The following is a 22,367-nucleotide window of genomic DNA, read 5'->3' on the forward strand; positions in this document are numbered from 1 at the left end:
ATTGACCCATATGGCGTAATGGCGCAGACGCATTCACGCTTGATCAAATTATCGCGCACCTGATCGTGAATATGTTCACTAATTCCGGAGGTCGCCGATAAAAACAACAAGGGCCCTGCTCAGCAGGGCCCTTGCGGTGGTACGGGGTGGTGTCGAGGGGCAGCTCAGGGGAGGAGCGTGGCCGGCGGCACGGTTGGCCAGCTCATGCGGATCGATCCGCCGTTCTCCCCAGCGGTGACCTCGACGTCGTCGACGAGGCCGCTGATGACCGCGAGGCCCATCTCGTCCTCCTCGGCATCCACGTCCACATCGCCGTCACCCGGAGCGTCGCCGGGAACGGAGCGGGGCGCCTCGTCGCCGACCTCGATGGAGAACAGCTTCTCCTCCTCGGTCAGCGTCACCCACACGGGCTCCGAGATCCCACCGCTCTGGTGCAGTCCGACGGCACGGGAGCAGGCCTCGCCGACGGCGAGTCGCACCTCGTCGAGTACGGCCTCGTCCACTCCGGCCCTGCGCGCCACCGCTGCCGCCACCAGACGGGCGGTCCTGACGTGCTCGGGCAGCGCGCTGAAGCGGAGTTCAACGGTGGCCATGCATCCCCCTCGGAATACGGGCGTGCGGTCAGGGGGCCGGGTCGCCGAGACCCGGACCCCCCGCGTTAACTTCTTCCGTCACGAACACGCATACGGGTGACCGCACGCGCGTCCGACGAACGGCCGTCAGTCGGTGGCCGCCACCGCTTCGTCGACCGAGGTGTGGATCGGGAACACCTTGGTGAGACCGGTGATGCGGAAGATCTTCAGAATGCGCTCCTGGTTGCAGACCAGGCGCAGCGAGCCCTCATGGGCACGCACACGCTTGAGGCCGCCGACCAGCACGCCGAGCCCGGTGGAGTCGAGGAAGTCGACACCCTCCATGTCGACGACGAGGTGGAAACTCCCGTCGTTGACCAGCTCGACCAGCTGCTCACGCAGCTTGGGCGCGGTATAAACGTCGATTTCTCCACCGACCTCGACGACCGTACGATCGCCGACGGTACGGGTCGACAGGGACAGGTCCACGGATCCTCCAGCACCTTGCTATCGAGCGGTCATCCCAAGGGACACCTCGGCAGAGTCCCCAGGACGGTTCGCCAGCCGCGATGGCATTCAATCACTTACCGCAGGGCGTGCACGACGCCTTGGGCCCATTGTCCGTCATGCCAGTGACACACTCGATGCCGATGGCCAAGAATCACCGATCCGAACGACCCTCGGCTTTCGCCGCCGGGCGACCCGATCCGGGCACGATCCTGGACCGGCTCGCCTCGGGGCCGAGCCGGGCTTCGCGCATCACTCATACGGAGCACTTGCCCCCACGTGCGGGCCGCCATGCAGTCTGGCCCGACCGGATTCGACCGGAGGTCATCGCCGCCGTCCAGGCCTGCGGGGTCGAACACCCCTGGGCCCACCAGGCACTGGCCGCCGAGCACGCCCTGGACGGCGACAACGTGATCGTCGCCACAGGCACCGCCTCGGGCAAGTCGCTCGCGTACCTCGTGCCGGTCCTCTCCCGCCTCCTGGACGGCTCCGAGGCACCCAACGGCCGTGGGGCGACCGCCCTCTACCTCGCCCCGACCAAGGCCCTCGCCGCAGACCAGCGACGAGCCGTGAAGGAACTTTCACAACCATTGGGAAACGCGGTACGCCCGGCCGTGTACGACGGCGACACGCCCCCCGAGGAACGCGAGTGGGTCCGTCAGTACGCGAACTACGTCCTCACCAACCCGGACATGCTGCACCGGGGGATACTGCCGTCCCACCCCCGCTGGTCCTCCTTCCTGAAGTCGCTGAAGTTCGTCGTCATCGACGAATGCCACACCTACCGCGGTGTCTTCGGCTCCCACGTCGCCCAGGTCCTGCGCCGGCTGCGCCGCCTGTGCGCCCGCTACGGCGCCTCCCCCGTCTTCCTGCTCGCCTCCGCCACGGCCGCCGAGCCGTCCGTCGCCGCGGGCCGTCTGACGGGCCTCCCGGTGGTCGAGGTCGCCGACGACGCCTCACCACGCGGTGAACTGGTGTTCGCCCTGTGGGAGCCCCCGCTCACCGACCTGCACGGCGAGAAGGGCGCCCCCGTCCGCCGTACGGCCACCGCGGAGACCGCCGACCTGCTGACCGACCTCACCGTCCAGGGCGTGCGCTCGGTGGCCTTCGTACGCTCCCGGCGCGGCGCCGAGCTGATCTCGGTGATCGCCCAGGAACGGCTGTCCGAGGTCGACCGCTCGCTGGCCCGGCGGGTGGCCGCCTATCGCGGCGGCTACCTCCCCGAGGAGCGCAGAGCCCTCGAACAGGCCCTGCACTCCGGCGACCTCCTCGGCCTGGCCGCCACCACCGCCCTCGAACTCGGCATCGACGTCTCCGGGTTGGACGCCGTCGTCATCGCCGGCTACCCCGGCACCCGCGCCTCCCTGTGGCAGCAGGCGGGCCGCGCCGGACGGGCCGGACAGGGCGCGCTGGCGATCCTGGTCGCCCGCGACGACCCGCTGGACACGTTCCTCGTCCACCACCCGGAGGCCCTGTTCGACCAGCCGGTCGAGTCGACGGTCCTCGACCCGGACAACCCGTACGTGCTCGCCCCCCACCTGTGTGCCGCGGCGGCCGAATCCCCCCTGGTCGAGGACGATTTGGCGCTCTTCGGACCCGAGACCGCCGCCCTGCTCCCGCAGTTGGAGGCCGCGAAGCTGCTCCGCCGCCGGACCACGGCCTGGCACTGGACCCGCCGTGAACGGGCCGCCGACCTGGCCGACATCCGGGGCGGGGGCGGCAACCCGGTCCAGATCGTCGAGGAGGGCACGGGACGGCTGCTCGGCACGGTCGACGCGGGCGCCTCGCACACGGCCGTCCACGAGGGCGCGGTCCACCTCCACCAGGGCCGCACCTATCTCGTCCGCTCCCTCGACCTGGCGGACTCGGTCGCCCTGGTCGAGGAGGCGAACCCGCCGTATTCGACGGTCGCGCGCGACACCACGTCCATCGCCGTCCTGGAGACCGACGTCGAGATCCCGTGGGGCGACGGCCGCCTCTGCTACGGCTCCGTCGAGGTCACCAACCAGGTCGTCTCCTTCCTGCGCCGACGCGTCATCACCGGTGAAGTCCTGGGCGAGACAAAGCTCGACCTCCCTCCTCGTACGCTGCGTACCCGTGCCGTGTGGTGGACCGTCACCGAGGACCAGCTCGACGCCGCCCGCATCAACCCGGAGATCCTCGGCGGCGCCCTGCACGCCGCCGAGCACGCGTCGATCGGCATGCTGCCCCTCTTCGCGACCTGCGACCGCTGGGACATCGGCGGCGTCTCCGTCCCGCTCCATCCGGACACCCTCCTTCCCACGGTCTTCGTGTACGACGGCCACCCGGGTGGCGCGGGCTTCGCCGAGCGCGCCTTCCACACGGCCCGCTCCTGGCTGACGGCCACCCGCCAGGCCATCGCCTCCTGCGAGTGCGACGCCGGCTGCCCGTCCTGCATCCAGTCCCCCAAGTGCGGCAACGGCAACGAGCCGCTGCACAAGCGGGGGGCGGTGCGGCTGCTGACGGTCCTGCTGCAGGGGGCACCCGAGGAGAAGGAGGCCCCGGACGGCCTGGGCTGAGGCCGGGGCTGCCTTACGGGGGCGGCCCGGTCGGCTTCGAAGGCCCAGGGGATCCGAGGGGTCCAGGGGGTCCTGGCGGGCCCGGTGAGTCCGGTGGGCCCGGTGGGCCCGGTGGGCCCGCCCTCGATCTGACCTCCGCCGCGAACAGGCCCCGTCCCGCCGTCACCGTCAGGTCCGACACCTCGCCCACCAGCGCGCACCGGGCAAGCCGGGTGCCCTGGGCCGCAGCCACCCGGTCCGCCCGTGCGCAGGCCGCCGCGGCGCCCTCCGTCCAGTGGTCCGCCGCCGCGAGCGCCGCGAGATCCGCACCGGCGGCTGCCCGGTGCCGGGCCACAGCGGCCTGCCCCATGGCCAGCACCACCCCGAACACGACACACAGGACGGCGATGGCCCCCACACTCCAGACGGTCGCCGAGCCACGGTCGGCGCGGAGAGAGCGAGCGAAGGCAGCTCTGGCGAGAGCGGCGAGCCACCCCCTTCGCAGGCGTTTCACGCCCCCACCCCCACCGTCTCCTCCGCCAACGCCACCGCTTCGTGGGTCACATCGACGCCCAGGCCACCGAGCCCCGGCGGCTGCGCCACCACCGCCACACGCACGAAGTCGCCCTCTCTGGTGACGGTGACCTCCGCCCCACGCGGGGCCGCTCCACGGGCCACCTCGGCGACCGCGTCGGGCGGGTCCTGCCGGGCAGCGGCCCGGGCACCGGCCCGGGCCGCGTCCACGCACTGGATCTGAGCCGCGGCGACGAGCAGCGCCCAGACCAGCGTCATCGAGAACAGCACCAGGGCGGGCAGCACCACCGCGGCCTCGGCGGTCACGAACCCCCGGTCCCGAAACCGCCCCACATCCCGCTCCAGGCCCTGGGGTTCACATTTTGGCATCGAGGGCCTTCTTCACGATGGCCTGCAGTTCCGAGCCGACCTGCCCGCTCGTCACCACCTTGTAGAGCACCGCGGCGAAGGCCACCGCCGCGATGATCCCGACGGCGTATTCCGAGGTCACCATTCCGGCATCCCTCCGCGCCACCAGCGCCACGCGCGTCCTGCACACCAGGGCACACATTCGTTCCCGCACCACTGCGAACATCTCAACTCCCTTTGTTTCTGGATCTCTTGCTGACTGACTACTGACTACTGACAACCCGCTCTATGACCCGTTGTTGATGACCCGCTCCCCGGACACCACCGATGTCATCCACCACCCCCGCCCAACAACCCGTCCGCCAGCCCGATCACGACAGGCAGTACGCCGATCGCGATGAACGCGGGCAGAAAGCACAGCCCCACCGGCGCGGTGACCATGACCGCCGCCCGACGAGCGCGCTCCGTCGCGGCGCGGCCCCAGTCGGCGCGGGTGTCGGCTGCGAGGCGGGCGACCGGTCCGGCCGTCGGTACGCCCGACTCGTCGGCCCGCTCCAGCAGGCTCGCCAGGGGGGCGGCGCCCGGTATCGACGCCAACCTCCGCCAGGCTTCGGCCGGTTCACCGCCGAGCCGCACCTCCGCCGCGCCCCGCGCCAGCCGCTCCCCGACCGGTCCCGCCAGCGCCTCGCCCACCGCCTGAGCCGCGATCACCGGCCCGGCACCGGCCGCGATGCAGGCGGCCAGCAGATCGGCGGCGAGCGGGAGTTGCCGTGCCGCCTCGGCCGCATCGACGTCTTCCGCCGCCGAACCACAGGCGACCCGCCGCAGTCGCCACCGCCACAGTCCGAACCCGGCGACCATCCCGACCACGACTCCGGCCCCACCGCCGACCAGCACCCACCCCGCGCTCACCGCGCCCACCACGGGCAGCCACCGGCGTACGAACTCCCGCGCCCCGAACCACCGCCCCGCCGCGACGCGTCCCCGCTCCAGCTCCAGTTCGAGCGTGAGCAGCCGAGCCAGCCTCCGGCGCACCCTGCGTTGACGCCGTGCCGCCTCGATCCACCGCAGCAGCCACCCCAAGGCCAGCAGGACCCCCAAAACCACCCCCAGCCTGTGGAAAACCTCCGCGCTCACAGCGACTCCCCTCTCCGGCCACGCCCGACAGCCCAACGGACCCGGCCCTCTTCACTCACTCCGCCGACACTCACGCCGTCTCCGCTCCCCGCACGATCCGCAGCGCCCACCACAGCCCCACGCCCTCCAGCAGCCCACCGACCAGCAGGCAGCCCAGTCCGGCGCCGGTGTGGAGCAGCACCTGCAAGGGGTCGGCCCCCAGAGCCGTGCCCAGGGCCAGACCCAGCACCGGCAGGCCGGCGAGCATCACCGCCGTCGACCGGGCGCCCGCCAACTGGGCGCGCAGATCGGCGCGTTGGTCCCGGTCCGCACGCAGGGCCCCTTCGAGGCGGTCCAGCCCGGCTGCCAGGCCCGCGCCCTGGTCGACAGCCACCCGCCAGCACGCAGCGAGGCCCAACAGCCCCTCCGCGCCCGGTTGTCGGGCCGCCCCGGCGAGCGCCCCGGGTACGTCGCCGCCGAACCGCGCGGCCGCCAGCACCGACGCCTGCGCCTCCCCGAGGCCGCCGGAGTCACGTGCCGCCCGCAGCAGCGCCTCCCCCGGCTGCCGTCCGGCGCGCACCTCACCGGCGAGCGCCGCGCACAGCGCGATCACCTCGTCGCCCCGCCGCTCCCGCGCGTGCCGCACCTCACCGGCCCGCCGCACCCGGCGCAGCAACGGCACCCCGGCCGCGCCCACCACCGCCGGCACGACGGAGGCACCCAACAGCGCCACCACCAGTCCGACGGCCACCGACCACCACTCGGCGCGCAACCTCCCCCGCAGGCGCCGCAGTTCACCGGCAGCTCGTGCCCACACTGGAGGCCCGGCCCCCACGGCCCCGCCCCCGGCGAGCAGCAACTCCGCCCGCCGCGCCCCCGGATACCGCCCGCCCAGCAGCCAGCAGACCGCCCCCGCGAACACCACGGCCACACCCATCGCCAGCTCTCCCGTCCCTGTCACGCCCGTTCACTCCCCCGGCCCTTGTCGCCGTCGGCCCGGAGCAGCCCCCGCAGCCGCTCCCACCCCCGCTCGTACGCGAAGGCCTCCTCGCCCCACCGCAGCGCCGGAACCGTCACCACCAGCCCCGACGGATCCCGCTCCAGCACATGCACCTCGGCGATCCGGCGCCGCCCGGCCCGGTCACGTACGAGATGCAGGACCACTGACAGCGCGGCCGCCAACTGGCTGTGCAGCGCGGTCCGGTCGAGCCCCGCCGCCGTACCCAGCGCCTCGAGCCGTGCCGGTACGTCCGCCGCCGCGTTCGCGTGGACCGTGCCGCAGCCGCTGTGCCCCGTGTTCAGCGCCGCCAGCAGGTGCACGACCTCGGCGCCTCGGACCTCCCCGACGGCCAGCCGGTCGGGCCGCATCCGCAGCGCCTGCCGCACCAGGTCCTCGAGGGTGACCAGGCCCGCGCCCTCCTGGTTGGCGGGTCTGGTCTCCAGTCGTACGACGTGCGGATGGTCGGGCCGCAGCTCCGCCGAGTCCTCGGCCAGCACGATCCGCTCGCCCGGGCCGACCAGGCCGAGCAGCGCGCTCAGAAGGGTGGTCTTGCCGCACCCCGTACCCCCACTGACCAGGAAGGACAGCCGGGCGTCGAGCAACTGCCGCAGGACTCTGTCGCCGCCCGGCGGTACCGTCCCCGCCGCCATCAGCTCATCGAGGGTGAACGCGCGCGGCCGTACCACCCGGAGTGACAGGCAGGTGCAGCCCACGGCCACCGGAGGCAGTACCGCGTGCAGCCGGGTCCCATCGGGCAGCCGGGCGTCGACCCAGGGCCGGGCGTCGTCCAGCCGCCGTCCGGCCACCGCGGCCAGGCGCTGCGCGAGCCGTCGTACGGCGCCCGCGTCCGGGAAGGAGACAGCGGTCAGTTCCAGTCCGCCGCCCCGGTCGACCCACACCCGGTCCGGGGCGGCCACCAGTACGTCGGTCACCGACGGGTCGGCGAGCAGCGGCTCCAGCGGGCCGGTGCCGACCAGCTCGGACCTGAGCCGCTCGGCGGCGCCCAGTACTTCGGCGTCTCCCAGCACCCTCCCCTGCTCCCGCAGGGCCTGCGCCACGCGCGCGGGGGTCGCCTCGGCCCCGCTCTCGGCCAGCCACTGGCGTACGCCGTCCAGCAACCCGGCGGGCGCCCCCGGCCCCTCGTCCCAGCGCACGCCGTTCATACGCCACCCGCCTCGGCCAGCGCCCGCTCCCAGAACACCGTGCAGAACCGGGCCAGCGGGCCGCGCGCGGCCGCTCCCGGTGGTGCCTTGCCCTCGTGCGGGCGCGCCAGGGCCGATTCGACGGGTACTTCGCCCGCCAGGGGGAGGTTGAGCAGCCGGGCCACCTCGTGGTCGTCCAGCCCCGGGGTGTACGGCCCGCGCACCGCCACGCGCAGGTCGCGCAGGACCATGCCGACGGCGGACGCCACCCGGCCTGCCGCGGCGACAGCGCGCAGTTCGCCGGGGACCACCAGGATCCCCACGTCCAGTTGGGCGAGGACCTCCGCGACACCGTCGTCGATGCGCCGAGGGAGATCGACGACGACCGCGCCCCCGCGCCGTCTGGCCGCGGCGAGCACCGCCCGGACGGCTTGGGGCGGGACGGCCACGCAGTCGCCGCGGTCCCAGCTCAGCACCCTCAAGGAGTGCAGTTTCGGCAGTGACTCCTCCAGGGCGCCGCCGCCGACCCGGCCGCGCGAGGCGGCGAAGGCCGGCCAGCGCAGTCCGTCGGCCGTCTCGCCGCCGAGGAGCACGTCGAGTCCGCCGCCCAGCGGATCCGCGTCCACCAGGAGGGTGCGCAGTCCCTCGCGCGCGGAGGTGACGGCGAGCGCGCAGGCCAGCGTGGACGCCCCGGCCCCGCCCCGGCCCCCGATGACGCCGACGGTGAGCGCGGGCCTGCCCACGCCCTCGGCGACGTCGGCGATCCGGTCGACGAGCCACTGCTCCCCGTCGGGCAGCATCAGGACGTGATCGGCGCCGATCTCGACGGCCCGCCGCCAGACCCCGGAGTCGTCCTGGTCCCGCCCCACGAGCACCACTCCCCGTCGCCGCGCGGCCCCGCGTACCCGCCGTACGGCGTCGTCGCCGACCAGGACGAGTGGGGCGGCCTCCCAGCCGCCGCCTCGCTCGGGCACCCCGTGGTGCACTTCGGGAGTGGCACCGGCCGCCGCGCACAGGCGCAGCAGGTCGTCGAGCAGGTCGGCGTCCTCGGTGACGATCAGCGGTCCGCTCCGCCGTCCCTCGGCCGCGGGCTGTTCGTTGTCGTGTGTGATGGCTCCCGCCATGTTTTCCGCCCCCTTCGCTATTTGACGGCCGACGGAATCCGGCCAAACGCGCCCGACTATCGGTTCCGGCCATGAACTCGCCGCGAGGCGGGCCGCGTTGGAATCACGGTGCAACGAACCCGGAAATCGTGTGGATCTTGGTCGATATCTGTGGACAACTCGGTGGTTGTGAATATCGCCGTCACCCGAACAGGTGAGTGCCGTTCGGCTTTCCACAGAGCAGCGCTTCAGCTACGCACGGTGACAGATCATGGGCATGCAAAAAAGGCGGCCGGAGCCGCCTCGTCCGGCCACATGGCCGATGAAACTGAGAGTGCGAAGTGGAAGAGACCCACCCGGACATGCGACGACCCCCGCCGGGGGGGAGAGCGGGGGTCGTCCCCACGGTTCGACTCGGGGGGGGGAGGAGCCGGACCGGGTTAGCACGGTCGCGAACGATCCGTGACTTCCATGGTGTACCCGAGAGCCCTCTCAGGCAAACCCACGCACCCCAGCTTACGCCGAATGGCGGGCGCATATGCTCTGCCTCGTGGAAAACCACTCCTTGCCCCGCACAGCCGCCTTCTTTGACCTGGACAAGACGGTCATTGCGAAGTCGAGCACGCTCACGTTCAGCAAGTCGTTCTACCAAGGCGGTCTGATCAACCGCCGGGCCGTCTTGCGTACCGCATATGCCCAGTTCGTCTTCCTGGCGGGCGGTGCCGATCATGACCAGATGGAGCGCATGCGCGAGTATCTGTCCGCGCTCTGTCGCGGCTGGAACGTCCAGCAGGTCAAGGAGATCGTCGCCGAGACCCTGCACGACCTGATCGACCCGATCATCTACGACGAGGCGGCCTCCCTCATCGAGGAGCACCACACCGCCGGCCGCGATGTGGTGATCGTGTCCACGTCGGGCGCGGAGGTCGTCGAACCGATCGGCGAACTGCTCGGCGCGGACCGCGTGGTGGCCACCCGCATGGTCGTCGGCGACGACGGCTGCTTCACGGGCGAGGTGGAGTACTACGCGTACGGGCCGACGAAGGCCGAGGCGATCAAGGGGCTGGCCGAGTCCGAGGGATACGACCTCGCGCGCTGCTACGCCTACAGCGACAGCGTCACCGACATCCCCATGCTGGCGTCCGTCGGCCATCCGCACGCCGTGAACCCGGACCGCGCGCTACGCCGGGAAGCGGTCGCCCGCGGATGGCCGATCCTCGACTTCCACCGCCCGGTCCGGCTGAAGCAGCGCCTGCCCGCCCTCTCCGTACCGCCGCGTCCGGCCCTGGTCGCCGCCGCCGCGATAGGCGCGGCGGCCGCCACAGCGGGTCTCGTCTGGTACGCGAGCCGGCGTCGCCCCACGGTCGCGTGATCTCCGCGCCCGTTTACCGTCCTTTTGATCATAAAAGTAAAGAAGTACAGCCAGGCCTTCCGCTTACTCCGGTCCTGGAGTAGAAAGGACTTAACGGCCCGCGAGACCAAGGACATCCGAAAGGATCACCTTAATAACGCATTTGGCCCACGGACCGCGCATGAACACCGGGCACCCACGCGACGTCGACCCGTCGATTACGGGCCAGCCGCACCAGGCGACGGGCAGAGTTCCCGACCTGATGGGCAAAAATCCGAGGACGCTTGGTAACCGGGTGAACATGCTGGCGGCGGTACGAATCCTCGTACCGCCGCAACCCGTTGAAGGCCCTCCCCGGAGGGCCTTTTCGCTTCCCCTGATCCCCAGAAGTGCCGGCCGCTATTCCCTAAGCCGCTCCGCGCTGCAGCGCCTCGCACACGGCCACCGATTCACGCGCGCCCAGTTCGACCGCCCGGCCGCAGTGGGCGATCCACGTCGCCATGCCCTCCGGGGTGCCGGAGACATAGCCGTCGAGCGCCGACAGATAGGCCGCGCGGCCCGGTTCGGCGTGGCCGACCTCGGCCGGGCAGACGGACTTCGGGTCGAGCCCGCTGCCGACCAGGACGATCCGCTCGGCCGCGCGCGCGACGAGGCCGTTGTGGGAGCCGAACGGGCGCAGCGCCAGGAGTTCGCCGTGCACGACGGCGGCCGTGACCAGGGCAGGAGCCGAACCGCCCGCGATGATCAGCTCCGCGAGCCCCTCCAGCCGTCCGGACACCTCAGCCGCGCTCGGCAGCGGCAGGTCGATCGTCGGCTCGTCTACCGGCTCGCCGTCCTGGCGCGGCCGCCCCACCGCGTCACCCGTCCCCGCGGCGGCGACCAGATGGAGCCGGGCCAGCACCCGCAACGGCGACTGGCGCCAGATGGAGAGGAGTTGGCCCGCCTCCGCGGTCAGCCGGAGTGACGCGCCGATGACGCGGGCCTCGTCGTCCCCACTGAAGTCGGTACGCCGGCGCACCTCTTCCAGGGCCCAGTCGGCCCCGGAGAGGGCCGCGGAGCCGCGCGCACCGCGCAGAGCCGCCTCACCGGTGATCTCGTTGCTGCGTCGCCGCATGATGCGATGCCCGTAAACCCGGTCCACGGCCTTGCGCACGGACTCCACGGAGTCGGTCACCCCGGGCAGTGCCCCCAGGGCCGCGAGCGGGTCGGCGGTCGCGCCTGTCGTACTCATGAGTACGACCCTACGCACTCCGGGGCGCATGCTCCCCACCCACGAAGGAGTGGACTTCCTCACGCCCCCTGGACACGTTCGGCGTTCGCTCCACTACCGTTAGTGAACATGAAAATTGCTTTCGTCGGGAAGGGCGGCAGCGGCAAGACCACGCTGTCCTCGCTGTTCGTGCGCCACCTCACAGCCTCCGGGGCGCCGGTCCTCGCCATCGACGCCGACATCAACCAGCACCTGGGCGCCGCGCTCGGCCTCCACGACTCCGAAGCCGCCGCGATGCCCGCGATGGGCGAGCGGATGGATCTGATCAAGGAGTATCTGCGCGGCTCGAACCCGCGCATCACCTGCGCCGACGCGATGATCAAGACGACCCCGCCCGGCGGGGGCTCGCGCCTGCTGCGGATCCAGGAGACCAATCCGGTGTACGACGCCTGCGCGCGGCCGGTGGAACTCGACGGGGGCGCCGTCCGTTTGATGGTCACCGGGCCGTTCACCGAGGCCGATCTCGGAGTGGCCTGCTACCACTCCAAGACGGGTGCGGTGGAGCTGTGCCTGAACCATCTCGTCGACGGCCCGGGTGAGTACGTCGTCGTCGACATGACCGCGGGCTCGGACTCCTTCGCGTCCGGCCTGTTCACCCGCTTCGACATCACGTTCCTCGTCGCCGAACCGACCCGGAAGGGGGTCTCCGTCTATCGCCAGTACAAGGAGTACGCCCAGGACTTCGGGGTCGCTCTGAAAGTCGTCGGCAACAAGGTGCAGAGCCAGGACGACGTCGACTTCCTCCGCTCCGAGGTAGGCGACGACCTCCTTGAGACGGTGGGCCACTCGGACTGGGTGCGTGCCATGGAGAAGGGCCGGCCCACCCGGTTCGAACACCTGGAGGACACCAACCACCGCTGCCTGCAGAGGTTGCGGACGGCCGCCGACGCCACGTACGAGCTGCGCGACTGGGAGCGCTACACCCACCAGATGGTCCACTTCCACCTGAAAAACGCCCACTCCTGGGCCAACGCCCGCACAGGAGTCGACCTGGCGGCCCAGATCGACCCCGACTACGTCCTCACCGAACAAATGACGGCAACGACTGTCTGACGGCGACCCCAACGGCCCACCGCTGCACGTTGTCCGGGGCACGTGGAACTGCGCATTGTCGGGGCGCGAAGCGCCCCCGACAGGGGCGCGGGGAACTGCGCGACCAGCCCCCACCGCCCCGCGCCCAACGAACCACCCCGCCAACCCGCACCACCCCAACCCGCACCAACACCCCGCCCCCAGCGAAGCTACCGCGCAACGCCCGGCACCCCCTTCGGCGCCGGCCCCGCCAGGAACCTCGCCCATCCCCCCTTCGGCGCCTCCCCCACCCTGAGCGTGCGCAACTTCGCCAGGGTCTGCGGGTCCTGCGCGTCCAGCCAGTCGGCGAGTTGCCGGAAGGACACACAGCGCACGTCGGGCTTCGTGCAGACCCGCTCGACGACCTCCTCGACGGCACGCATGTAGACGCCGCCGTTCCAGGACTCGAAGTGGTTGCCGATGAGTAGCGGTGCCCGGTTGCCGTCATGGGCGCGTTCGAAGCCCTTGAGGAGGCCGTCGCGGTACTGGTCGCCCCAGAACTCGTGCCGGGCCTTCTCGCCCGCGCGTGCCCCGGACTGGTTCATGTAGAAGTTGTAGTCCATGGTCAGCGTCTCGAAGCGGCGGCCGGGCATCGGGACGAGCTGCATCGACAGGTCCCACAGTCCCCGCTTCTTCGCGGGCCACAGTTGTTCGTTGACGCCGCTCGTGTCGTAGCGGAAGCCCAGTTCGCGGGCCGCGCTCATGAAGTTCTTCTGTCCTTCCAGGCACGGTGTGCGGGCCCCGACGAGCTCCTTCTCGTAGTCGAAGGGAAGCGGGGACGCCTTCTTCAGGCCCGTGGTGGTCTTCCAGGACTTCACGAAACGTTTCGCCTGGGCGATCTCGTTCTTCCAGTCCTCCACCGACCACTCCCCGACGCCGCCCCCTCGGCCGCAGAAGTGCCCGTTGAAGTGGGTGCCGATCTCGCTGCCCTCGAGCCAGGCGAGCCGCAGCTGTTTCACGGTGTCGGCGATGCCCTGCTCGTCGTTGAAGCCGATGTCGGAGCGGCCCGGCGAGTGCTGGGGTGGCCGGTAGAGGTCGCGCTTGTTCTCCGGGAGCAGGTACACCCCGCTCAGGAAGTACGTCATCGTCGCCTTGTTGGCCTTGGCCACCTTGCGGAAGCGGGAGAACAGCCGCTGGCTGTCCTCGCCGGCCCCGTCCCAGGAGAAGACGACGAACTGCGGCGGCTTCTGGCCGGGCTCGAGACGCTCGGGCGTGGGCTGGTAGGGCTGGGCTCCGGTGTACGCGGTGGAGCCGTCGCCGATCAGCCGGACCGCGCTCCTGGGCGCCGGGGCCGGGGCCGCCTTCTTCGCACCGCCCGTTCCTTCCTTCGCACCGGAGGAGCCGGTGGCTCCCGACCCGCAGCCGGCGAGTGACGCGGCGCAGGCCGCGACGGCCACGACGCCCGCGGCGATCCTCTTGGTGACGGCCATGTCCGCCCACCTCTTCCTTCGTTCGGGCCGGCGCTTTCGGGCGCGGCGCCGTCAAGATCGCACGGGACCGAGAAGGAATTAGTACGACAAGCCGATCAAAAGTCCACTTCACTCATTGAAGTGATTCGTTAACCCATTTGCACCGAAAATCCATACACGTCCTTTACTGTGCATTACGATTCGTTTACCGAGCGTTGAAAATCCCGCCGCTTGCACGCCGTGACCCACGGCCGCGACCCGCCCCCCGCCCATCGACGGGGGACCACCTGTTCCGCGACCGCGCTGCCCCGGAGGAGACGGGAAACATGTCTGCCTGCGTCCCCACTCGCGCCCCCGACCGGACTCGGACGAAGCGCATGCACCAGCCACCCAGCCCCCCATCACCCTCGACCCCACCCCGCCGCTTCCGCGTCGAGGGCGCCGATGTGTCGGCCTCGATCGCGGTCTTCCTGATCGCCCTCCCGCTTTCCCTGGGCATCGCCCTGGCCACGGGCGCCCCGCTCCAGGCCGGCCTGGTCGCAGCGGCCGTCGGCGGACTCGTCGCCGGCCGGCTCGGCGGCTCCCCGCTCCAGGTCAGCGGCCCCGCCGCCGGGCTCACCGTCGTCACCGCCGACCTCATCCAGCGGTACGGATGGCGTACGACCTGTGCCATCACCGTCCTCGCCGGGCTCGCCCAGCTCGGCCTCGGCTGCCTGCGCGTGGCCCGCACGGCACTCGCCGTCAGCCCCGCCGTCGTCCACGGCATGCTCGCCGGGATCGGCGTGACCATCGCCGTCGCCCAGCTGCACATCGTCCTCGGGGGTACGCCGGAGAGCTCGGTCCTCGACAATCTCCGCGCGCTGCCCGCCCAGCTGGCCGGGCTGCACCCCGCCGCCGTGTCGATGAGCGTGCTGACCCTGACCCTGCTGCTGGTCTGGCCGAGGCTTCCCGGCCGGGCGGGGCGTGTGCTGCGCAAGGTGCCGGCCGCGCTCGTGGCCGTCAGCGGCGCCACGGTCACCGCCTCGCTCGCCGGGCTGGTCCTCCCCAAGGTCGACCTGCCGTCCTGGCGCAGCCATGCGCTGGCCGGGCTGCCGGAAGGACCCGCGCTCGGCGTCGTCGCCGCCGTACTCACCACCACCCTGGTGTGCAGCGTGCAGTCGCTGCTCGGCGCGGTGGCCGTGGACAAGCTGGCGGCCTCCCGGCCCGAGCTGCTGGCCGGACGGGCCGACGGGGGCCGGGCGGCGAGCCGCGTCGGGCGCTCCGACCTGGACCGCGAACTCCTCGGCCAGGGTGCCGCCAACGTCGTGTCCGGCGTGCTCGGCGGGCTGCCGGTGGCCGGCGTGGCGGTGAGAAGTTCGGCGAATGTGCAAGCCGGTGCCGTGAGCCGGAACTCCACGATGCTGCACGGCGTTTTCGTAGTAGTCGCCGCGCTGCTGATGGTTCCGATCCTGGAGCTGATCCCGCTCGCCTCACTCGCCGCCCTGGTGATGGCCGTCGGTATCCAGATGGTGTCCCTGCACCACATTCGCACGGTGACCCGCCACCGCGAGGTCCTGGTCTACGCGGTGACGACCCTGGGCGTCGTCCTGCTCGGCGTCCTCGAAGGGGTGTTGCTGGGCGTCGCGGTCGCCGTCACCGTCGCCCTGAACCGCCTCGCCCGCACCCGGATCACCCATGAGGAAAGGCACGACGAGACAGGAGGAGTCCATTACGTACACGTACGAGGGCAGTTGACGTTCCTCGCGGTGCCCCGGCTCAGCCGGACGCTGCACCTCATGCCCCAAGGGGCGAGCGTCGTCGTGGAGTTGGACGGCTCGTTCATGGACCACGCGGCGTACGAGTCACTGCAGCACTGGCAGAGCACGCACACCGCGCAGGGCGGCAGCGTGGAGGTGACCGGCCGCGCGGGGACCCGTATCGCCGAACCGGCCAACGCCTCCGACTGCCGCTGTCGGCCCTGGACGCCCTGGCGCAACCACCAGTGCGAGGTCCCGGAGTCCGGACAGGGGCGGGGGGAGACGTCGAACGGGTCGGGCGGGGCGGGCAGTGCCGTCGGCTCAGCCGGTTCACCGGGTTCGTCCGTTTCGGTCGGCTCGTCGAGCTCGGTCGAACCGGGGTCGTCGTCGGGTGCCGTCGAGCCGAGTGGGCATCAACTGGCGCGCGGGATCAGCGCGTTCCAGCGGAACACCGCGCCGCTGGTGCGCGGTGAGCTGGCCAGGCTGGCGCGCGAGGGGCAGCAGCCCTCACAGCTGTTCCTGACGTGCGCCGACTCTCGCCTCGTCACGTCGATGATCACGTCCAGTGGTCCCGGTGACCTGTTCGTCGTGCGGAACGTCGGCAACCTGGTACCGAGGCCCGGCGAGGAGAGCGGTGACGACTCGGTGGCGGCCGCGATCGAGTACGCGGTGGACGTACTGAAGGTGCGTTCCATCACCGTGTGCGGGCACTCCGGGTGCGGGGCCATGCAGGCGCTGCTGAGCATGGAGCCCGACGGGGCACCGACGCCGCTCAGGCGGTGGCTGCGGCACGGGCTGCCGAGTCTGACGCGGATGGCCGCGACGGACCGGCCCTGGGCGCGGCTCGCCGGGCGGGCGCCCGCCGACGCGGTCGAGCAGCTCTGCCTGACCAATGTGGTCCAGCAGTTGGAGCATCTCCGGGCGCACGAGTCGGTGGCCCGGGCGTTGCGGGAGGGCGTGCTCGAGCTGCACGGGATGTACTTCCATGTGGGTGAGGCACAGGCGTATCTGCTCGCCGGTGTGGTGGACGGCGACGAGGTGTTCGATCATGTGCGGGCGGCGGGACTGCCCGCCTGACGGAGAGGGGTGAACCGGGCGGCCATGGCGTACGTGACCTTGGTTGTCACCCTCGCCAAGAGGCGCGCCGACGACAGCGACCCCAAGGGGTTAAAGGTCTAGACCTATTTTTCGTCGGCCCTTGTCAGCGGGCCCCCCGGTCTGATGAGCTGTCGCCCGGGACACAACGGACACCCTGGGAAAGGGAGATGTCGTGAGCAACGAAAGCCTGGCCAACCTGCTCAAGGAGGAGCGCAGGTTCGCGCCACCCGCCGAGCTGGCCGCGAACGCCAACGTCACGGCGGAGGCGTACGAACAGGCCAAGGCTGACCGGCTCGGCTTCTGGGCCGCGCAGGCCCGCCGGCTGACCTGGGCCACCGAGCCGACCGAGACACTGGACTGGTCCAACCCGCCGTTCGCCAAGTGGTTCAAGGACGGCACCCTCAACGTCGCGTACAACTGCGTCGACCGGCATGTCGAGGCCGGGAACGGCGACCGGGTCGCCATCCACTTCGAGGGGGAGCCCGGCGACAGCCGCGCGATCACCTACGCCGAGCTCAAGGACGAGGTCTCCAAGGCCGCCAACGCCCTGCTGGAGCTGGGAGTCCAGAAGGGCGACCGGGTCGCCGTCTACATGCCGATGATCCCGGAGACGGCGATCGCGATGCTCGCCTGCGCGCGGATCGGCGCCGCGCACTCCGTCGTCTTCGGCGGATTCTCCGCGGACGCGCTCGCGACCCGTATCCAGGACGCCGACGCCAAGATCGTCATCACCACGGACGGCGGCTACCGGCGCGGCAAGCCGTCCGCGCTGAAGCCCGCCGTCGATGCCGCGGTCGAGCGCGTCGACAACGTCGAACACGTGCTCGTGGTCCGCCGTACCGGGCAGGACGTCGACTGGCACGAGGGCCGGGACGTGTGGTGGCACGAGGTCGTCGAGCGGCAGAGTGCCGAGCACACGCCCGAGGCGTTCGAGGCGGAGCAGCCGCTGTTCATCCTCTACACCTCCGGTACGACGGGTAAGCCCAAGGGCATCCTGCACACCTCCGGCGGCTACCTCACCCAGGCGGCCTACACCCACCACGCCGTCTTCGACCTCAAGCCGGAGACCGACGTCTACTGGTGCACCGCCGACGTCGGCTGGGTCACCGGGCACTCGTACATCGTGTACGGGCCGCTGGCCAACGGCGCGACGCAGGTCATGTACGAGGGGACGCCGGACACCCCGCACCAGGGCCGCTTCTGGGAGATCATCCAGAAGTACGGCGTGACCATCCTCTACACGGCGCCCACCGCCATCCGTACGTTCATGAAGTGGGGCGACGACATCCCCGCCAAGTTCGACCTCTCCTCCCTGCGGGTGCTGGGGTCCGTGGGCGAGCCGATCAACCCCGAGGCGTGGATCTGGTACCGCAAGCACATCGGCGCCGACGTGACGCCCATCGTCGACACCTGGTGGCAGACCGAGACCGGCGCCATGATGATCTCCCCGCTGCCCGGCGTGACGGAGACCAAGCCGGGATCCGCGCAGCGTGCGCTGCCCGGGATCTCCGCCACCGTCGTCGACGACGAGGCGCGCGAGGTGCCGGACGGGGGCGGCGGCTACCTGGTGCTGACCGAGCCGTGGCCGTCGATGCTGCGCACCATCTGGGGCGACGACCAGCGCTTCCTCGACACGTACTGGTCCCGGTTCGAGGGCAAGTACTTCGCCGGTGACGGCGCGAAGAAGGACGACGACGGCGACATCTGGCTGCTCGGCCGGGTGGACGACGTCATGCTCGTCTCCGGGCACAACATCTCGACGACGGAGGTCGAGTCGGCGCTGGTGTCCCACCCGTCGGTCGCCGAGGCGGCCGTCGTGGGTGCCGCCGACGAGACCACCGGGCAGGCCATCGTCGCCTTCGTCATCCTGCGCGGCACCGCCTCCGAGACCGAGGGCCTCGTCGCCGAACTGCGCAACCACGTCGGCGACACCCTCGGCCCGATCGCCAAGCCCAAGCGCATCCTGCCGGTCGCTGAGCTCCCCAAGACCCGCTCCGGGAAGATCATGCGCCGGCTGCTGCGTGACGTCGCCGAGAACAGGGAGCTGGGTGACGTGACCACGCTGACCGACTCCACCGTCATGGACCTCATCCAGACGAAGCTGCCCGCGGCGGGCAGCGAGGACTAGAGAGCCGGCTAAAAGGGGGTTTCCTCCGGACGGCGCATCCCGCGCACCTTAGGTAAGCTAAAGATCGCGTCAACAACGCGACAAGATCCTCCGCGACAAGATCCGCGAGGATCGCCAAGGTGCGCCGGGAAGTCTGGTCGGCATGTGTTCCATGCTGCCCACCGACCGGAGGATCCCCCCGTGGCCACCCCCCGTAACGCCAGCCGCAAGCTCCTCGGACGGCTCTCCCTGCCCGAGCGGACGTTCGTCGCGGACGCGCTGCGGACCGAGACCGTCGGCGGGGTACTGCTGCTCGTCGCCGCCGTCGCCGCGCTGATCTGGGCGAACACACCGGCCAAGGACACCTACGAGGCCGTCCTCGACTTCCATGTCGGGCCCGCCGCCCTCGGACTCGATCTCTCCCTCCAGCACTGGGCCGCCGACGGACTGCTCGCCGTCTTCTTCTTCGTCGCCGGCATCGAACTCAAGCGCGAACTCGTCGCCGGGGATCTGCGTGACCCGAGGGCCGCCGCGCTGCCCGTCGTCGCCGCCCTGTGCGGAATGGCCGTACCGGCGCTCGTCTACACCCTCACCAACGTCACCGGCGGCGGTTCGCTCGCCGGTTGGGCCGTGCCCACGGCCACCGACATCGCCTTCGCGCTCGCCGTGCTCGCCGTCATCGGGACGTCCCTGCCGAACGCCCTGCGCGCGTTCCTGCTCACGCTCGCCGTCGTCGACGACCTCTTCGCCATTCTGATCATCGCCGTCTTCTTCACCTCCGACCTGAACTTCGCCGCGCTCGGCGGCGCGCTCGTCGGCCTCGCCGTCTTCTGGCTGCTGCTGCGCAAGGGCGTACGCGGGTGGTACGTGTACGTCCCGCTCGCGCTCGTCATCTGGGGACTGATGTACAACAGCGGCATCCACGCCACCATCGCCGGTGTCGCCATGGGGCTGATGCTGCGGTGTACGACCCGGACCGGGGACGGGGAGGAGTGCTCGCCCGGTGAGCGCGTCGAACATCTGGTCCGGCCCCTGTCGGCCGGGTTCGCGGTGCCGCTGTTCGCCCTGTTCAGCGCGGGTGTCTCGGTGTCCGGCGGGGTGCTGGGGGACGTGTTCACCCAGCCGGAGACCCTCGGTGTCGTGCTCGGGCTGGTCGTCGGGAAGACGCTCGGGATCTTCGGCGGGACCTGGCTGACGGCCCGTTTCACCCGGGCCTCGCTCAGCGACGACCTCGCCTGGGCCGATGTGTTCGCCGTCGCCTCGCTCGCCGGAATCGGGTTCACCGTCTCGCTCCTTATTGGCGAACTCGCGTTCGACGGCAACCCGGCGCTCACCGACGAGGTCAAGGCAGCCGTACTGTCCGGCTCGCTCATCGCCGCGCTCGCCGCGACCGTACTGCTGAAGATCCGGAACGCCCGGTACCGCCGGCTGTGGGAGGCGGAGGAGCGCGACGAGGACCTCGACGGCATCCCCGACATCTACGAGGAGCACGATCCGGCGTATCACCTGCGCATGGCCGAGATCTACGAGGGGAAGGCGGCAGAACACCGGCGCATCGCACGGCTCAAGGCCGCCGAACTGGAGGCCGCCGAGCGGAACCGGCTTGCCGAAGTCACGGGCGGGGCGGGCGACGTGGGTGACGGTCCGGCATGATCTGACACGTAGATGTCGGACAGGCAGTCAGACAGCAAGACGACAAAGACAACAGGGAGACCTCGATGAGCGCACCCGACGGCAGCCCGGTCGGCGCCGAACGCAGCATCGGCCAGTTGTTCGCCTCGGCGACGACCGAGATGTCCGCGCTGGTGCACGACGAGATCGCACTGGCGAAAGCGCAGCTCAAGCAGGATGTGAAGCGCGGCGCGACAAGCGGCGGGGCGTTCACGGTGGCCGGTGCAGTACTGCTGTTCTCCCTGCCGATGCTCAACTTCGCACTGGCGTACGCCATTCGGACGTGGAGCGACTGGAACCTCGCGGTCTGCTTCCTGCTGTCGTTCGCCGCGAACGTCCTCCTCGCCGTGCTCCTGGTGCTGATCGGCGTCGTCTTCGCGAAGAAGGCCAAGAAGAGCAAGGGCCCGCAGAAGGTCGCCGCATCCGTGAAGGAGACGGCGGGCGTCCTCCAGAAGGCCAAGCCACACCCCCGGCCCGCCCCGGTGAGTGACAGCGTCGAGGTTGTGGCACGCTCGTCCTCATGACGGACCCCGCCACACCCCCGGCGCAACCCGCCCCGGCCCAACCCGCCCCGACACAGCCCGCCTCGGTCGTACGGCTCGACCTTCCCGGCGGGCGCGAGGTGCTCCACCGGGATGTCGCCGCGAACGGCGCCCGGTTCCACATCGCCGAGCTGGGCGACGGGCCGCTGGTCATGCTGGTGCACGGCTTCCCCCAGTTCTGGTGGACATGGCGGCACCAGCTGGCCGCCCTCGCCGACGCCGGCTTCCGGGCCGTAGCCCTGGACCTGCGGGGCGTGGGCGGCAGCGACCGTACACCCCGGGGTTACGACCCGGCGAACCTCGCCCTCGACATCACGGGCGTCGTACGGTCCCTCGGCGAGCCCGACGCCGCGCTGGTCGGCCACGACCTGGGCGGATACCTGGCGTGGACGGCCGCGGTGATGCGCCCCAAGCTGGTCCGGCGGCTCGTGGTGTCCTCGATGCCGCACCCCCGGCGCTGGCGCTCGGCGATGCTCTCCGACGTCAGGCAGACGGCCGCCGGTTCGTACATCTGGGGGTTCCAGCGGCCCTGGCTGCCCGAGCGGCAGCTCGTCGCGGACGACGGCGCGCTCGTCGGGCGGCTGATCCGGGACTGGTCGGGGCCGCGGCTGCCCGACGACGAGGCGGTGGACACGTACCGCGCGGCCATGTGCATCCCGTCCACCGCGCACTGTGCGATCGAGCCGTACCGCTGGATGGTGCGCTCGATGGCCCGGCCGGACGGCATCCAGTTCAACCGGCGCATGAAGCGGCCGGTGCGGGTGCCCACGCTGCATCTGCACGGCTCACTCGATCCGGTGCTGCGTACGCGCAGCGCGGCCGGCTCCGGGGAGTACGTCGAAGCGCCGTATCGCTGGCGTCTTTTCGACGGCCTTGGACACTTCCCGCACGAGGAGGATCCGGTCGCGTTCTCGACGGAACTCGTCAACTGGCTCAAGGACCCCGAGCCGGACCGGTGAGCACGCCGGTACGCCCGGTATCCGAGAATTGAACACCTGTCCTACGGGCGGCCAATTGCCCGGCGCATAGGCCAATTAGGGGCCCATGGGGCGGTTATCGACCTTGGGGCAGGGGCAGAGGTCGAGGTATGGGCTGGACGCACGACTACAGTGACGTAGCACGCAATCGCCGCTCGGACCATGGTCTGAGCGCCCACCAAGGAGGGTCCCCGCACATCGCGGGAACGGATCTGAGGGTGGGAATCCCGCGCATTCTGCGCCGCCGTGCCCGCTGGGTCTCGGTGCGCCTGCGCCACCCGCGCCCCTGAACCC

At 71.0% G+C, this 22,367-nt stretch carries 20 protein-coding genes; 9 read left to right on the plus strand and 11 right to left on the minus strand.

Annotation, left to right across the window (positions count from 1 at the left end; translation table 11 throughout):
- Positions 1-164: 164 nt before the first annotated feature.
- Together ABZ855_RS25845 and bldG are read right to left on the minus strand one after the other, a co-directional pair.
- Positions 165-593 (minus strand): ATP-binding protein, encoded by a 429-nt coding sequence (locus ABZ855_RS25845; protein WP_319210079.1) that lies wholly within the window; start codon positions 591-593, stop codon positions 165-167.
- Between the two features lie 126 nt (positions 594-719).
- Entirely contained in the window at positions 720-1,061 is a 342-nt protein-coding gene (bldG, locus tag ABZ855_RS25850) for an anti-sigma factor antagonist BldG (RefSeq protein ID WP_005475923.1), read from the minus strand.
- Positions 1,062-1,141: 80 nt separating this feature from the next.
- On the opposite strand from bldG, the gene ABZ855_RS25855 reads away from it, so the two are divergent.
- A complete protein-coding gene (locus ABZ855_RS25855) occupies positions 1,142-3,619 on the plus strand; it encodes a DEAD/DEAH box helicase (protein ID WP_360810621.1) in 2,478 nt (825 codons plus the stop codon).
- A 13-nt stretch (positions 3,620-3,632) separates the two neighbouring features.
- On the opposite strand, the gene ABZ855_RS25860 is transcribed toward ABZ855_RS25855, so the two are convergent.
- From ABZ855_RS25860 to ssd, 7 genes are all read right to left on the minus strand, one after another.
- On the minus strand, positions 3,633-4,103 hold the full coding sequence (locus tag ABZ855_RS25860) for an Rv3654c family TadE-like protein (RefSeq protein WP_360810766.1): 471 nt from the start codon (positions 4,101-4,103) through the stop codon (positions 3,633-3,635).
- 5 nt (positions 4,104-4,108) lie between these two features.
- Positions 4,109-4,501 (minus strand): TadE family type IV pilus minor pilin, encoded by a 393-nt coding sequence (locus tag ABZ855_RS25865; protein WP_360810623.1) that lies wholly within the window; start codon positions 4,499-4,501, stop codon positions 4,109-4,111.
- Positions 4,488-4,706 (minus strand): DUF4244 domain-containing protein, encoded by a 219-nt coding sequence (locus tag ABZ855_RS25870; protein ID WP_360810625.1) that lies wholly within the window; start codon positions 4,704-4,706, stop codon positions 4,488-4,490. The genes ABZ855_RS25865 and ABZ855_RS25870 overlap by 14 nt, the downstream gene beginning before the upstream one ends.
- Before the next feature lie 104 nt (positions 4,707-4,810).
- A complete protein-coding gene (locus tag ABZ855_RS25875; protein WP_360810627.1) occupies positions 4,811-5,617 on the minus strand; it encodes a type II secretion system F family protein in 807 nt (268 codons plus the stop codon).
- Positions 5,618-5,687: 70 nt separating this feature from the next.
- Positions 5,688-6,533 carry a type II secretion system F family protein gene (locus ABZ855_RS25880; protein ID WP_360810768.1) on the minus strand — a complete coding sequence of 282 codons (846 nt, stop codon included), beginning with the start codon at positions 6,531-6,533 and terminating at the stop codon, positions 5,688-5,690.
- 20 nt (positions 6,534-6,553) lie between these two features.
- On the minus strand, positions 6,554-7,759 hold the full coding sequence (locus tag ABZ855_RS25885; protein WP_360810629.1) for a TadA family conjugal transfer-associated ATPase: 1,206 nt from the start codon (positions 7,757-7,759) through the stop codon (positions 6,554-6,556).
- Positions 7,756-8,862, minus strand: a complete 1,107-nt coding sequence (gene ssd, locus ABZ855_RS25890; protein WP_360810631.1) for a septum site-determining protein Ssd — start codon at positions 8,860-8,862, stop codon at positions 7,756-7,758. The genes ABZ855_RS25885 and ssd overlap by 4 nt, the downstream gene beginning before the upstream one ends.
- Before the next feature lie 517 nt (positions 8,863-9,379).
- Here ssd and ABZ855_RS25895 point away from each other — a divergent pair.
- On the plus strand, positions 9,380-10,213 hold the full coding sequence (locus ABZ855_RS25895; RefSeq protein ID WP_360810633.1) for an HAD-IB family hydrolase: 834 nt from the start codon (positions 9,380-9,382) through the stop codon (positions 10,211-10,213).
- A gap of 385 nt (positions 10,214-10,598) precedes the next feature.
- Here ABZ855_RS25895 and ABZ855_RS25900 read toward each other — a convergent pair whose 3' ends face one another.
- Positions 10,599-11,423, minus strand: coding sequence for an oxidoreductase (locus tag ABZ855_RS25900; RefSeq protein ID WP_360810635.1), 825 nt, complete (start codon positions 11,421-11,423; stop codon positions 10,599-10,601).
- Positions 11,424-11,531: 108 nt separating this feature from the next.
- Between ABZ855_RS25900 and ABZ855_RS25905 the strand changes: the two genes are divergently transcribed.
- Positions 11,532-12,515 carry an ATP-binding protein gene (locus tag ABZ855_RS25905; protein WP_360810637.1) on the plus strand — a complete coding sequence of 328 codons (984 nt, stop codon included), beginning with the start codon at positions 11,532-11,534 and terminating at the stop codon, positions 12,513-12,515.
- A gap of 188 nt (positions 12,516-12,703) precedes the next feature.
- Here ABZ855_RS25905 and ABZ855_RS25910 read toward each other — a convergent pair whose 3' ends face one another.
- Positions 12,704-13,963 carry a hypothetical protein gene (locus tag ABZ855_RS25910; protein WP_360810639.1) on the minus strand — a complete coding sequence of 420 codons (1,260 nt, stop codon included), beginning with the start codon at positions 13,961-13,963 and terminating at the stop codon, positions 12,704-12,706.
- 305 nt (positions 13,964-14,268) lie between these two features.
- On the opposite strand from ABZ855_RS25910, the gene ABZ855_RS25915 reads away from it, so the two are divergent.
- From ABZ855_RS25915 to ABZ855_RS25940, 6 genes are all read left to right on the plus strand, one after another.
- Entirely contained in the window at positions 14,269-16,755 is a 2,487-nt protein-coding gene (locus tag ABZ855_RS25915) for a SulP family inorganic anion transporter (protein ID WP_360810641.1), read from the plus strand.
- A gap of 193 nt (positions 16,756-16,948) precedes the next feature.
- Entirely contained in the window at positions 16,949-18,904 is a 1,956-nt protein-coding gene (gene acs / locus ABZ855_RS25920) for an acetate--CoA ligase (protein ID WP_360810643.1), read from the plus strand.
- 180 nt (positions 18,905-19,084) lie between these two features.
- A complete protein-coding gene (gene nhaA, locus ABZ855_RS25925; protein ID WP_360810645.1) occupies positions 19,085-20,536 on the plus strand; it encodes a Na+/H+ antiporter NhaA in 1,452 nt (483 codons plus the stop codon).
- A gap of 65 nt (positions 20,537-20,601) precedes the next feature.
- The gene (locus ABZ855_RS25930) at positions 20,602-21,078 is read left to right on the plus strand and encodes a phage holin family protein (protein WP_360810647.1); all 477 of its coding nucleotides are present in this window, start codon (positions 20,602-20,604) and stop codon (positions 21,076-21,078) included.
- Positions 21,075-22,055, plus strand: a complete 981-nt coding sequence (locus ABZ855_RS25935) for an alpha/beta hydrolase (RefSeq protein ID WP_360810649.1) — start codon at positions 21,075-21,077, stop codon at positions 22,053-22,055. Before ABZ855_RS25930 ends, ABZ855_RS25935 begins: the two co-directional genes overlap by 4 nt.
- 128 nt (positions 22,056-22,183) lie before the next feature.
- Positions 22,184-22,363, plus strand: coding sequence for a hypothetical protein (locus ABZ855_RS25940; protein WP_319210052.1), 180 nt, complete (start codon positions 22,184-22,186; stop codon positions 22,361-22,363).
- Positions 22,364-22,367 lie beyond the last annotated feature (4 nt).

Source organism: Streptomyces sp. NPDC047042 (assembly GCF_040644035.1).
GTDB lineage: Bacteria > Actinomycetota > Actinomycetes > Streptomycetales > Streptomycetaceae > Streptomyces.

What these genes read in the sequence shown, in the direction of transcription:
- ABZ855_RS25845 (WP_319210079.1), bottom strand. Translation starts at nt 593, where the DNA reads ATGGCCACCGTTGAACTCCGCTTCAGCGCGCTGCCCGAGCACGTCAGG.
- ABZ855_RS25855 (WP_360810621.1), top strand. Translation starts at nt 1,142, where the DNA reads ATGGCATTCAATCACTTACCGCAGGGCGTGCACGACGCCTTGGGCCCA.
- ABZ855_RS25865 (WP_360810623.1), bottom strand. Translation starts at nt 4,501, where the DNA reads ATGCCAAAATGTGAACCCCAGGGCCTGGAGCGGGATGTGGGGCGGTTT.
- ABZ855_RS25870 (WP_360810625.1), bottom strand. Translation starts at nt 4,706, where the DNA reads ATGTTCGCAGTGGTGCGGGAACGAATGTGTGCCCTGGTGTGCAGGACG.
- ABZ855_RS25880 (WP_360810768.1), bottom strand. Translation starts at nt 6,533, where the DNA reads ATGGGTGTGGCCGTGGTGTTCGCGGGGGCGGTCTGCTGGCTGCTGGGC.
- ABZ855_RS25885 (WP_360810629.1), bottom strand. Translation starts at nt 7,759, where the DNA reads ATGAACGGCGTGCGCTGGGACGAGGGGCCGGGGGCGCCCGCCGGGTTG.
- ssd (WP_360810631.1), bottom strand. Translation starts at nt 8,862, where the DNA reads ATGGCGGGAGCCATCACACACGACAACGAACAGCCCGCGGCCGAGGGA.
- ABZ855_RS25895 (WP_360810633.1), top strand. Translation starts at nt 9,380, where the DNA reads ATGCTCTGCCTCGTGGAAAACCACTCCTTGCCCCGCACAGCCGCCTTC.
- ABZ855_RS25900 (WP_360810635.1), bottom strand. Translation starts at nt 11,423, where the DNA reads ATGAGTACGACAGGCGCGACCGCCGACCCGCTCGCGGCCCTGGGGGCA.
- ABZ855_RS25905 (WP_360810637.1), top strand. Translation starts at nt 11,532, where the DNA reads ATGAAAATTGCTTTCGTCGGGAAGGGCGGCAGCGGCAAGACCACGCTG.
- ABZ855_RS25910 (WP_360810639.1), bottom strand. Translation starts at nt 13,963, where the DNA reads ATGGCCGTCACCAAGAGGATCGCCGCGGGCGTCGTGGCCGTCGCGGCC.
- ABZ855_RS25915 (WP_360810641.1), top strand. Translation starts at nt 14,269, where the DNA reads ATGTCTGCCTGCGTCCCCACTCGCGCCCCCGACCGGACTCGGACGAAG.
- ABZ855_RS25930 (WP_360810647.1), top strand. Translation starts at nt 20,602, where the DNA reads ATGAGCGCACCCGACGGCAGCCCGGTCGGCGCCGAACGCAGCATCGGC.
- ABZ855_RS25935 (WP_360810649.1), top strand. Translation starts at nt 21,075, where the DNA reads ATGACGGACCCCGCCACACCCCCGGCGCAACCCGCCCCGGCCCAACCC.
- ABZ855_RS25940 (WP_319210052.1), top strand. Translation starts at nt 22,184, where the DNA reads ATGGGCTGGACGCACGACTACAGTGACGTAGCACGCAATCGCCGCTCG.